This window comes from Nonomuraea sp. NPDC001684 (assembly GCF_053596515.1).
On record NZ_JBSFGJ010000317.1, the window covers coordinates 1 to 11,043 of the forward strand.

The following is an 11,043-nucleotide window of genomic DNA, read 5'->3' on the forward strand; positions in this document are numbered from 1 at the left end:
GTGGCCCACACGCTGGCGGGGCGGGACCCGGCGGCCGGGATCGCGGCGACCGCTGTCACGGCGGCGGGATGAGGGGGTCAGCCCAGCGGGTCGCGCCCGTCCCAGCGGCCCTCGCTGGCATAGGGGACGAAGCGGGCGAACAGCTCTTCGGCGTACCAGTCGCGGGCCCGTACCCGCTCGACGACCCGCCGGTGGGCCTGGCCCCGGAAGGCGAAGTCCCGCACGGCCCGCCGGTCGCGCCACAGCGAGAAGGTGGCCTGCCGGGCGAGCGGCCACTCCCCCATGCCGACCGAGGCCAGGCAGCCGTCCTGCCGCCGCAGCAGCTCCTCGACCGGCGGGACCGACCGGTAGAAGGCGACCAGCCGGCCGGGCCGGATGGACGCCCTGGTGAGCACCGCCACCGGGCCGGGCCCGCCGTCGTCGCGGGCCGGCGCGCCGCCGAACGGGTCGCGGCCGCCCCACGCGCCGCGCGAGGCGAGCGGGGCCAGCCGGGTCTGCCAGTACTCCGCGGACTCCGTCCGCCAGCGGGCGGCGATCGGCGAGTCGCGCAGGAACTCCGCCAGGTCGCTCTCCCGCCGCCAGACGGCGAACAGCGCCCAGCGCCGCAGGTCGGCGCCCAGCGACATCGAGCGTCCCCTGCCGGTGCCGAGCAGCCGCCAGAAGATCGGGCCGCCGGGGCGGCGCAGCAGCGGCCGGTCGAAGGCCATGTGCTTCATCGCCCCCCTGCCGCCGTACCGGACGAGGTGGAACGACGCGATGGTTGAGGTGCTCGTGTCGGTCGTCATCGGCTACCTGCTGGGGTCGGTGCCGGTCGCGGTCCTGACGGCGCGGGCGCACGGCGTCGATCCGCGCGACGTCGGGGACCGCAACCCGGGGTACTGGAACGTCAAGGAGCAGCTCGGGCGGTGGGCGGGCGTGCCGGTGTTCGCCGGCGACACGCTGAAGGGCGCTCTGGCCGCCCTGGTCGCGCTGGTGATCGGCGGCGGCCACACCGCCGCCTTCGGCGTGGTGTCGGGGGCGAGCGTGGCGCCGGTGTACCTGGCGGTGGCGGCGGCCATGGCGGGGCACGCGTGGCCGCTGTTCGCCGGCTTCCGGGGCGGCCGGTGCGTGCTCACCTTCGCCGGCGGGGTCGCGGTCATCTGCCCGCCGGCGTTCGGGCTGGCCGTGGCGGCGCTGACGCTGGTGGCGCTGGTGACGCGGTCGTTCGCGGCGGGCGCGCGCCTGGCGGTGTTCGGGGTGCCGTTGCTGCAGCTGCTGTTCATGCCGGTCGAGCTGGTGGCGGCCACCGGGGGGCTGATGTGCCTCATCGGGCTGCGTTTCGGGCAGGCCGCGCTGGCCGGCCGCCGCCGCTCGTCCCATCGCTGACGCCCCCGCTTGCGTCGCCGTAGGTGCGTCCCCGCCAGCTGCGCACCGGGCGTACGGTGGCCTGCGTCAGGCGGAACGCGGCGGCCGGGTCCAGCAGCGGCGACAGCAGCAGCCCCACTCCGGGCCGCCGGTAGCTGCCCCGCAACGCGGCCGTCAGTGACACCCGCAGTCCCAGCAGCGCCAGGTCCAGGCCGGTCGGGCGGCCCGCGGCCAGCCGCAGCACGGGCAGGGCCGCCGTCAGCCAGATGACCGCCAGGTCGGCCGCCTGCCGGCCGGGGCCGGTCACGTCGGCCAGCGGCAGCGAACGGCCCCACTCCCGCCACAACTCGCCCGCCGAGTCGTGCATGTCGACCTCCAGCAGGCCGCCGGCGTCCAGGAAGCCCACCGACCAGCCCTGTGCGGCCAGGCGGCGGGCCAGCGCCACGTCGTCGGTCATCCGGTCGTGCACGAGCGCGAAGCCGTCCGCCTCGGTCATCCGGGACCGCCGGAAGGCCATGCACTGGCCGTTGGCGATCACCCGGTGCGGCGGCGGCGGGCTCGGCGGGCCGACGGGGCCGAAGCGGTAGACCAGCGTCGCCAGCATCGAGGCGTGCAGGGCCTGCTCCAGGGCGCCGTCGCAGACGAAGCGCGGGCCGGCGCTGACCAGGTCGTAGCGGTCCAGGGCCGCGGCCAGCGCGCCGAACAGGCCGGGCGCGGGCCGGACGTCGGCGTCCAGCGTGACCACGACGCCGGCGCGGGCGACGGCCACCCCCTGCCGCAGCGCCCACTGCTTGCCGACCCAGCCGGGCGGCAGCGGATCGGCGGTGACGACGGTGGCGCCCAGCGACGCCGCCAGCCTCGCCGTGCCGTCCCGGGAGCCGTCGTCCACGACGATCACCTCGCGGACGCCGGGGGCGGCCAGCGCGGCGCGCAGGCACGGGCCGATCCTGGCCTCCTCGTCGCGGGCGGGGATCACCACGGAGACCGGCTCGCCCGCGACCGGACGGGGCCGCAGCGCGGGCAGCCGCCGCCGCCCCCGCGCGAGCCGGGCCGCCACGACGGCCGCCGCCACGCCCTGCGCGACGGTGAGCGCCCTCATCGCGAACCGCCCGCGAGGTCCTGCGCCACCAGGCCGGCCACGATGCGGGCGCCCAGCGTCACCATCGGCAGGCCCCCGCCGGGGTGGGCCGAGCCGCCCACCAGGTACAGCCCGCGTCTCGGCCCCCGGTTGCCCGGCCGGGCGAAGGACGCCAGCCTGCCCCGGTAGGCGCTGCCGTAGATCGCGCCGCCCCAGGAGCCGTACCGGTCCCGCAGGTCGGCGGGGGTGAGGACGTCGACGAAGCGCAACCGGCCGGCCAGGTCGCAGCCGCGCCCGGCCAGCCGCTCCAGCACCAGGTCCCGGTACGCCTCGACCCCGATCCCCCACCGGGCCGGATCCCGGGCGGGCACGTTGACCAGCATCGTCCAGTTCTCCGCCCCGCCGGGGGCCTGGGAGGCGTCGTCCACCGCCGAGCAGCCGACGTAGACCGTCGGGTCGAGGGGCGGACGTCCCCGGTCGAAGATGTCGGCGAACTCGCGCTCGTAGTCGGCCGAGAACAGCACCGAATGGTGCGGCAGCCCCGGCGTGCGGCCCTCCACCCCGGCCAGCAGCAGGAAGGCCGAGGAGGAGGTGCCGAGCCGGGCGATCCGGCGCAGCCGACGCCGGTCCGGCGACAGGCGGCCGTACAGGGCGGCGGCGTCGGTGCCGGCCACCACGACGTCGGCCCGCACCCTGCGTCCGCTCGCCAGCCGCACCCCGGTGACCTCGGACGCGTCGGCCTCGACGGCGGCGACGGGCTCGGACAGGAAGATCTCCACCCCGGCCGCCTTCAGCAGCAGCGCCAGGTCGTCGGCCAGGCGGGCCAGGCCGCCGGGCGCGTACCAGACGCCCTCCCCGTGCTCCAGCGCCGGGACGCAGCCCAGCGCCGCCGGCGCCCGGTACGGGCTCGACCCGGCGTACGTGGCGTAGCGGCCGACGTACTGGCGCAGGCGGGGGTCGCCGAAGTGACGCCGCGCCAGCCCGGCCAGGGTGCGGGCGGGGGCCACCGCGGTCAGGTCCGACAGCCGCGGCCGTCCCTGCCGCCGGATCGGCGGACCGGCGAACACGGTCCGCTCCGCCGCCCGCAGGCAGCCCTGCGCCCACTGGTGGAAGGCCGTCCAGGCCCGGCCCTCGCCCGGCGCCAGCCGCTCCACCTCGGCGGCCATCCGCGCCGGGTCGCGGTGGGCGTCCAGGACCGTGCCGTCGGCGAAGCGGTACCGGCACAGCAGGGCGGGCTCGATCAGCTCGCGCTCCAGCCCGAGCTCGCGCAGCACCCGTGGCATGGTGAGCAGCGAAGGGCCGAGGGAGAAGGTGAAACCGTCACGGCGATGCTCGGCCAGCTTGCCGCCCAGCCGCGGCAACTGCTCGTACAGCCGCACCTCGTGGCCCTGGCGGGCCAGCAGCAGCGCGCACGCCATGCCGCCCATGCCGCCGCCGATCACCGTCACCTCGGCCATGACCGCCTCCAGGCCGGCGCGGCGAACGCGCCCATCGTGATCCCTCCGGCGGCGGCGACCAGCAGGTCCGGCGGCCGGAACACCGCCGCGAAGCCCACCGTCTCCATCACCGCCATGACCGTGTACAGCGCCAGCAGCCCGCGCGCCGGGGCGCCGGCCCGGACGATCCGCCCCACGACCACCATGACCAGCGCCGACACCAGCAGCCAGCCGGCGAAGTTGCTCAGCGGCACGCCGCGGTAGAAGCCCTCCCGCGCCCACGTCCACAGGCCGAGCCGGACCATCTGGGGGTCGAGGAACAGGTCCCACGCCGTCAGCGCGCCCGCGCCCGCGCACACCCGGGCCACGCCGCCGGACGGCACGACCGCGACCGCCACCGCGTGGGCCGCCAGCCCCATGCCGCCCCACGCCAGCACCACCACCACGGGAACCCCGGCCACCTGCGGCCACAGCGCGTCGCTGTAGCTGTAGGAGCCGAACGGGAACCCGGTCAGCAGCCCCGCCAGCTCGGCCGCGTACCCGGTCAGCGCCGCGCCGGCGAAGGCGGCCGCCGCCCTGGCCGCGCCCCAGGCGTCCGCGGCGAAGGCCAGGGCGCACGCCGCCAGCAGCACGACGATCACCCCGGTGAGCCGTTCGGGCCGCGCGGCCAGCCCGGACACCACCTGGCAGCCCATCATGGCCAGCACCGACAGCACGCCGAGCGCGCGTGCCGGCCGCAGCGCCGATCTCAGGGCCGCGCCCGTCAGCTGCCGGCCTGGTGTGCCTTCCACATACCTGTGTTTCGCACGTGCCGCCCGCGGGGTTGCACGGGCCGCGAGCCGGTACGGGACGAAGAGGATCTTTGTCGCGTTCCCCGCACACGACGGGCGCCCGCTTTGAAATGCTGGGACCGTGAGCCGGCGGACGAGGACATGGTGGTTCTGGGCGGGCGTGGCGGCCGGGATGGTCATGCTGGTGGCCGCCGCGCTGCGGCTGTGGACGCTCTACCCGGGCGACGTCGACCCGGTCGGCGCCGGGCTGGGGCTGGCCGGGACGGGCATCGCCGCGCTGTCCTGGTGGCAGGCGCAGCGGCTGGCCGACACCGACGTGCAGGCGGCCGCGATCCTGCTGGCGGGGCGGGTGCTGGCCGAGGAGCGGGCCCAGCGGGCACAGCTGCTGGGCCGCAAGGGCAGCGACGCGGTCATCGACGTCGACTTCTCCTTCCATCCCACCGGCGGCTCCGTCTCCGCGCCGCCGGCCGGCAGCCTGAAGCAGGTGGCCGCCTACTTCCGCGAGCTGGGCGGCCCGGGGCGGCTGGTGATCACCGGGGTGGCGGGCTCGGGGAAGACCGTCCTGGCCATCGAGCTGATCCTCCGGCTGCTCGACGGCCGGCGGCCCGACGACCGCGTCCCGGTGCGGATCTCCGCGGCGAGCCTGGATCCCGACGTGCCGGTGCGGGACATGCTCGCCCGGCACCTGACCGCCGCGTACGGCCTGAAGCCGGTGACCGCGCGCACGCTCGTGGCGGCGGAGCGGATCCTGCCCGTCGTGGACGGGCTCGACGAGATGGACGACACCGACGAGCCGGGCTACGGGTCGCGGGCCGCCCGGGCGCTGCGCGCCCTGGAGGAGTACGAGCACGGGTTGGACCGCTGCAGCATGGTCCTGACCTGCCGCACCGACCAGTACGACGCCCTGGCCGCCGACCGGGCCGTCCCCCGCGGGATCGTCCGGGTCGACGTGGGCAAGGTGGGCGGCGACAAGGCGTGGCGGTTCATCCAGGCCGTCACCGACCAGGAGGACCCCGACCGCTGGCGGCCGGTCCTCGATGCGCTGACCCGCGACGGCCACGTCCTGGCCGAGGCGCTGAACACGCCGTGGCGGCTGACCCTGGCGGTCAGCGTCCACGAGCAGCGCGACCCGGTCACCGGGCGCTACGTGCGCTCCCCCGAGGTCCTCACGCGCTTCGCCGACCAGCAGGCCGTACGGGAGCATCTCCTCGGCCTGTTCGTCCCCGCCCGCCTGGCCGCGGCGGACCCGGCGGGCAAGGGGCCGGACGCCCGGCAAACGCACGCCTACCTGGCCGTCCTGGCCGCCCATCTGCGCGCGAACGCGGGCCGGCCGCCGCTCCACGGGCGCGTGTTGTCCGGCACGGATCTCGTCCTGCACCGGTTGTGGCCGCTGGCGGGCGACCGGGCGCGGTTCTTCGGCGCGCTGGTGGCGCTGGCGACCTGCCTTCCCGGGGTCGCCGCCGTCGTCGTCGCCGCCGTCGCGGTGTTCTCGCGGGTGGAGATCGTGGACGGCCGGATCTCGGGCGCGACGGTGATGGCCGTCGCCCTTCTCCTGCTGCCCGGCACGGTGGCGGTGCGCCTGCTGACCGAACCGGTCACGGCCTATCGGCAGGCGTGGTCCACGGCGGACGAGGACGGCCTGCTCCGGTCCCGCGGCGGACAGAGCCGCAGGCGGAGCGTCGTGGACGGCGTGCTGGCCGCCCTGTACGGCTGCCTGACGAGCGCGGCGGTCATCATGGAGTTCGGCGCCGCCCTGCCGCTGTGGGTGCCGATCGTCTTCGGCGTCCTGGTCGGCGTGGGGATGGCGAGCGGCAGAGACGTGACGCTGGGATACGCCGGCTCCTGGGACGGCGTCGACCCCAGGACGGTCATCCGCAACGACGTCGTCTCGACGCTCGTGGCCGCGCTCACCTTCGGCCCCGGATTCGGGTTCATGCTGGGCATCTGGTTCGTGAAGCTGCTGGAGGGGATCCCGGTCGTCGCGGCGGTCGCGGTGGCCGCGGTGTTCGGCATGTCGCTGGTGGCGTCCTGGTCGCCGCTGCTGGCGCGCCGCTACCTGGGGCTGCTGCTGGCCACGCGGGGCCGGCTGCCGTGGCGGCTGGGACGGTTCCTGCACCGCTGCTACGACGCCGGGCTGCTGCGGATCTCCGGGATCGCCTACCAGTTCCGGCACCGCGAGCTCCAGGACTACCTGGCCACGCACCCCCAGGCCCCCACGGCGGCCCCGGTCCCCTGCCTGGAGGGAGAACCCTCATGACGACTCCTGCGAGCGCCACACGCCCACGATGAGCGCGAGCGCCGACGTCACGACGATCAGATCGAAGATCACCTGCACGACGACCAGGGCCTTCGCCCCCTGCCCGAGGGGGACGACGTCGCCGTAGCCGACCGTGCCCAGGGTGATCACCGAGAAGTAGAGCGCGTCCACCCGCGTGCGCAGGCCGTGGAACTGCGCGGCCATCAGGAAGTACAGCGCCGCGAAGAAGACCACCACGACGGTGACGACGGTCAGCAACATCGCCAGCTGCTCCGCCAGGGACCGTCCGGGCCGCAGCGCGCGCCCCACCTGCCGCCCCAGCAGCCAGGCCAGCACGATCACCCCGGCCAGGCAGCCCAGCACGCGCAGCTCGGGCGAGCCGTCCTGGAGTTTCTCGGTCGGCAGCGGCACGACGAAGTAGACGCCGGTGATCAAGGCGGCGGCGACCGCGCTCCGCACCCATGCCAGCACGCCGGCCGGAGAAGCACACATGAGAGGAACGTTCCTCGGACCGGCGGCCGCATCGCCGGGAATGCTCTTTCTTGGGGCTCTCCTTGCCCTCATCGCAGACTGCCGAGGGCAGGACGCTCACATGGCAGACCTTCCCTTCCAGGACCGGACGGACTTCGAGCACGCCGATCGCGGCTTCGTCGCCAGGCTGACCCCCGGCGTGGTCAGGACGTCCGGGGGCGAGGTCGTCTGGGACAACGACGTCTACGACTTCCTGACCGGCGACTGCCCGCCGACCGCCCACCCGAGCCTGTGGCGGCAGGCGCAACTGTGCGCCCGGCAGGGCCTGTACGAGGTGACCGACGGCATCTACCAGGTGCGCGGCCTGGACCTGTCGAACATGACCCTCGTGGAGGGCGACACCGGCGTCGTCGTCATCGACCCGCTGGTCTCCGCCGAGTGCGCCGCCGCCGCGCTCGGGCTCTACCGCGACCATCGCGGCGACCGTCCGGTCACCGGGGTCGTCTACACCCACAGCCACGTCGACCACTTCGGCGGCGTGCGCGGCGTCACCGACGGGAACGTGCCGATCGTGGCGCCAGCCGGTTTCATGGAGCACGCGGTCTCCGAGAACGTCTACGCCGGCAACGCCATGAACCGCCGCGCCCTCTACATGTACGGCCAGCTCCTCCCCCGCTCTCCGGAGGGCCAGCTCGGCTGCGGGCTGGGCATGGGCACCTCGCAGGGCACCGTCTCCCTGATCCCGCCGACCCTCGACGTCACCCGCACCGGCCAGGAGGAGACGATCGACGGCGTCCGCGTCGTCTTCCAGCTCACGCCGGGCACCGAGGCCCCCGCCGAGATGAACTTCCTGTTCCCCGACCACCGCGCCCTGTGCCTGGCCGAGAACGCCACGCACAACCTGCACAACGTGCTCACCCTGCGCGGCGCGGTGGTCCGCGACGCCCGGGTGTGGGCCCGCTACCTGACCGAGGCCGTCGAGCTCTTCGCCGACCGGGCCGACGTCGCCTTCGCCTCCCACCACTGGCCCACCTGGGGCCGGGACGACATCGTCACCTTCCTGTCCCAGCAGCGCGACCTGTACGCCTACCTGCACGACCAGACCCTCCGCCTGCTCAACCAGGGCCTGACCGGCCCCGAGATCGCCGAGGTCATGCAGGTGCCGCCCGCGCTGGAGCAGGTCTGGCACACCCACGGCTACTACGGCTCGGTCAGCCACAACGTCAAGGCCGTCTACCAGCGCTATCTCGGCTGGTTCGACGGCAACCCCGCCCACCTGTGGGAACACCCGCCCGTCGAGCTGGCCCGCCGCTACGTCGAGTCCTTCGGCGGCACCTCGGCCGTGGTGGCCCTGGCCGGCCGCTACGTCGAGGAGGGCGACCTGCGCTTCGCCGCGACCCTGCTCAACCACGCCGTGTACGCCGACGGCAACGACGCCTCGGCCCGCAGGCTGCTGGCCCAGGTCTACACCCGGCTCGGCCAGGGCGCCGAGAACGCGACCTGGCGCAACTTCTACCTCACCGGCGCGGCCGAGCTGAAGGACGGCCCCGCACCGGGCGCCACCGACACCACCTCGCCGGACATGCTCGCCGCGCTGTCCAGCGAGCAGCTCTTCGACTCCCTGGCCATCCGGGTGAACGGCCCCGACGCCTGGAACGAGCGCTTCACCATCGACTGGCACCTCACCGACCTGGACGAACGCCACCGGACCACGATGTCCAACGGCGCCCTCATCCACCAGCGGTCACCCTCTGGCGACGGAGCCGACCTGACGCTGCGCCTCACCCGGCAACGCCTGCTCACCCTGCTCTCCGGCGACGGCGGCAGTGACGGTGAGCGTGACGGCGGCGGGCTCGACCACGACGGCGACCTGACCGTCCTGCGACGCCTGGCCTCCCTGCTGGAGCAGCCCGAGCCGGACTTCGCCATCGTCACCCCCTGAGCGTCACGCCCCCGATCACGGCGAGCGGATGAGGCCCCGCTTCGAGGCCGCCGCGACGGCCGCGGTGCGGGAGTCCACGTCCAGCTTGGTGTAGATGTGCGCCAGGTGGGTCTTGACCGTGGTCTCGCTGAGGAACATCACCTTGCTGATCTGCCGGTTCGACAGGCCGGCGGCGACGTGCCCGAGCACCTCCAGCTCGCGCGGGCTGAGCGTGGCGTCGGGGGCGCGGACCCGGCCCAGCAGGCGGGCGGCCACGCTCGGCGCCAGGGCGCTGGCGCCCGCGGCGGCCGACCGGATGGCGGCGTGCAGGTCCTCCGACGGGGCGTCCTTGAGCAGGTAGCCGGTCGCGCCGGACTCGATGGCGGCCACGATGTCGGCGTCGGTGTCGAACGTCGTCAGCACCAGGACGCGGGGGCCGTCCAGGGCGACGATCCGGCGGGTCGCCTCGCTGCCGTGCATGCCCGTCCCCAGTTGCAGGTCCATCAGCACGACGTCGGGGGCGAGCGTGGCGGCCAGCCGCACGCCCTCCTGCCCGGTGGCGGCCTCGCCGACCAGGTCGAAGTCGGGCTGCCCGGCGAGCATGGCGCGCAGGCCGGAGCGGACCACGGGATGGTCGTCCACCAGGACGATCCGGATCACGGCCCCTCCAGCGGCGGCAGCGGCAGGGTCGCCACGACGGCGGTGCCCTCGCCGGGGGCCGACTCCACGGTGAGGCTGCCGCCCAGGGCGCTCACCCGTTCGCGCATCGCGCGCAGGCCGTAGCCGGCCGAACGCCCGGGGTCGAACCCGCGGCCGTCGTCGTACACGTCCAGCATGACCACGTCGTCCAGGTAGGTGAGGGTCACCCCGGCGTGGCCGGCGCCGGAGTGGCGGCTGACGTTGCCCAGGGCGCCCTGGGCGACGCGCAGCAGCGTCGCGTCGTAGTCGGCGGGCAGCGGCGCCGGGGTGCCGGAGACCTCGAAGCGCGCCTGGATGGGCGTGCCCGCCACGGCGGAGTCGCCGGCCCTGCGCAGTGCGGCGGCCAGCGACGAGTGCCGCAGCGCCGCGGGGGCCAGGCCGCGGACGAAGTTCCTGGCCTCCTCCAGGTTCTCCTTGGCCGCGTCCGCCGCCTCGGTGATGCGGCGCTCGGCGGCCGGGAGGTCGTCGGCCAGGTCCCGCCGGGCCGCCCGCAGCAGCAGGATGATGCTGGACATGCCCTGTGCCAGGGTGTCGTGGATCTCTCTGGCCAGGCGTTCCCGCTCGGCCAGCCGTACGGCGTCGCCCTCCGCCTGGAGCAGTTTCCCGCGCGTGCGGACCAGGTCGTCGATCAGCAGGCGGCGCTGCTCGCTCTCGGCGTGCAGCGCCTTGTAGACCATCGCCATCAGGGTGGCCACCGCCGCGCCGATCGTCGGGCCGATGACCAGGGCGGCGGTCAGCCGTCCCTCGTGCCAGGCGGCGGCCAGCACGGCCGCGACGGTCAGCGCCGCCACGCCCGGCAGCGCCACCGCCAGCGGCAGCAGGTGCAGGTAGGCGAAGAAGAGCGGGAAGGCCAGCCAGACGAACTGCGGCGCGGCCAGCGCGAGCAGCGCCCACCCGGCCGTGGTCAGCACCAGCCAGATCCGGCCCAGCAGCAGGTGCGTCGGCCCGCCGAAGTGCGGCAGCCGCGCCTCGATGGTGATGCCCGCCGCGTAGAGGACGCCGAGGAGCGCTCCGCCCAGCGTCGGCGCGAGCCGTCCGGTCCCGGC

The 11,043-nt window shown here is 75.2% G+C and carries 10 protein-coding genes; 3 read left to right on the top strand and 7 right to left on the bottom strand.

Features of this window, described 5'->3' with window-relative positions:
• Nucleotides 1-77: 77 nt before the first annotated feature.
• Nucleotides 78-785, bottom strand: a complete 708-nt coding sequence (locus tag ACWCSD_RS37265) for a spheroidene monooxygenase (protein WP_397159988.1) — start codon at nucleotides 783-785, stop codon at nucleotides 78-80.
• Between ACWCSD_RS37265 and ACWCSD_RS37270 the strand changes: the two genes are divergently transcribed.
• The gene (locus ACWCSD_RS37270; protein WP_449922020.1) at nucleotides 757-1,365 is read left to right on the top strand and encodes a glycerol-3-phosphate acyltransferase; all 609 of its coding nucleotides are present in this window, start codon (nucleotides 757-759) and stop codon (nucleotides 1,363-1,365) included. The two genes, ACWCSD_RS37265 and ACWCSD_RS37270, sit on opposite strands and share 29 nt — an antisense overlap.
• Here ACWCSD_RS37270 and ACWCSD_RS37275 read toward each other — a convergent pair.
• Genes ACWCSD_RS37275 through ACWCSD_RS37285 form a run of 3 tightly spaced genes read right to left on the bottom strand, consistent with a single transcriptional unit; the run spans nucleotide 1,304 to nucleotide 4,649 of the window.
• The gene (locus ACWCSD_RS37275) at nucleotides 1,304-2,443 is read right to left on the bottom strand and encodes a glycosyltransferase (protein ID WP_449922022.1); all 1,140 of its coding nucleotides are present in this window, start codon (nucleotides 2,441-2,443) and stop codon (nucleotides 1,304-1,306) included. The genes ACWCSD_RS37270 and ACWCSD_RS37275 overlap by 62 nt on opposite strands.
• Nucleotides 2,440-3,879 (bottom strand): phytoene desaturase family protein, encoded by a 1,440-nt coding sequence (locus ACWCSD_RS37280; RefSeq protein WP_397159982.1) that lies wholly within the window; start codon nucleotides 3,877-3,879, stop codon nucleotides 2,440-2,442. Before ACWCSD_RS37280 ends, ACWCSD_RS37275 begins: the two co-directional genes overlap by 4 nt.
• Nucleotides 3,867-4,649 (bottom strand): carotenoid biosynthesis protein, encoded by a 783-nt coding sequence (locus ACWCSD_RS37285; protein WP_449922024.1) that lies wholly within the window; start codon nucleotides 4,647-4,649, stop codon nucleotides 3,867-3,869. The genes ACWCSD_RS37280 and ACWCSD_RS37285 overlap by 13 nt, the downstream gene beginning before the upstream one ends.
• A 121-nt stretch (nucleotides 4,650-4,770) precedes the next feature.
• Between ACWCSD_RS37285 and ACWCSD_RS37290 the strand changes: the two genes are divergently transcribed.
• Nucleotides 4,771-6,906, top strand: coding sequence for an NACHT domain-containing protein (locus tag ACWCSD_RS37290; RefSeq protein WP_449922026.1), 2,136 nt, complete (start codon nucleotides 4,771-4,773; stop codon nucleotides 6,904-6,906).
• On the opposite strand, the gene ACWCSD_RS37295 is transcribed toward ACWCSD_RS37290, so the two are convergent.
• On the bottom strand, nucleotides 6,901-7,398 hold the full coding sequence (locus tag ACWCSD_RS37295; RefSeq protein WP_397159976.1) for a potassium channel family protein: 498 nt from the start codon (nucleotides 7,396-7,398) through the stop codon (nucleotides 6,901-6,903). The genes ACWCSD_RS37290 and ACWCSD_RS37295 overlap by 6 nt on opposite strands.
• Before the next feature lie 100 nt (nucleotides 7,399-7,498).
• Between ACWCSD_RS37295 and ACWCSD_RS37300 the strand changes: the two genes are divergently transcribed.
• A complete protein-coding gene (locus tag ACWCSD_RS37300) occupies nucleotides 7,499-9,319 on the top strand; it encodes an alkyl/aryl-sulfatase (RefSeq protein ID WP_449922029.1) in 1,821 nt (606 codons plus the stop codon).
• A 15-nt stretch (nucleotides 9,320-9,334) separates the two neighbouring features.
• Here the strand turns inward: ACWCSD_RS37300 and ACWCSD_RS37305 are convergent, their stop codons facing one another.
• Nucleotides 9,335-9,958 carry a response regulator gene (locus ACWCSD_RS37305; RefSeq protein ID WP_397168514.1) on the bottom strand — a complete coding sequence of 208 codons (624 nt, stop codon included), beginning with the start codon at nucleotides 9,956-9,958 and terminating at the stop codon, nucleotides 9,335-9,337.
• Nucleotides 9,955-11,043 (bottom strand): sensor histidine kinase (locus ACWCSD_RS37310; RefSeq protein ID WP_449922032.1); only part of this gene is annotated, 1,089 nt, incomplete at its 5' end. The genes ACWCSD_RS37310 and ACWCSD_RS37305, both read right to left, overlap by 4 nt.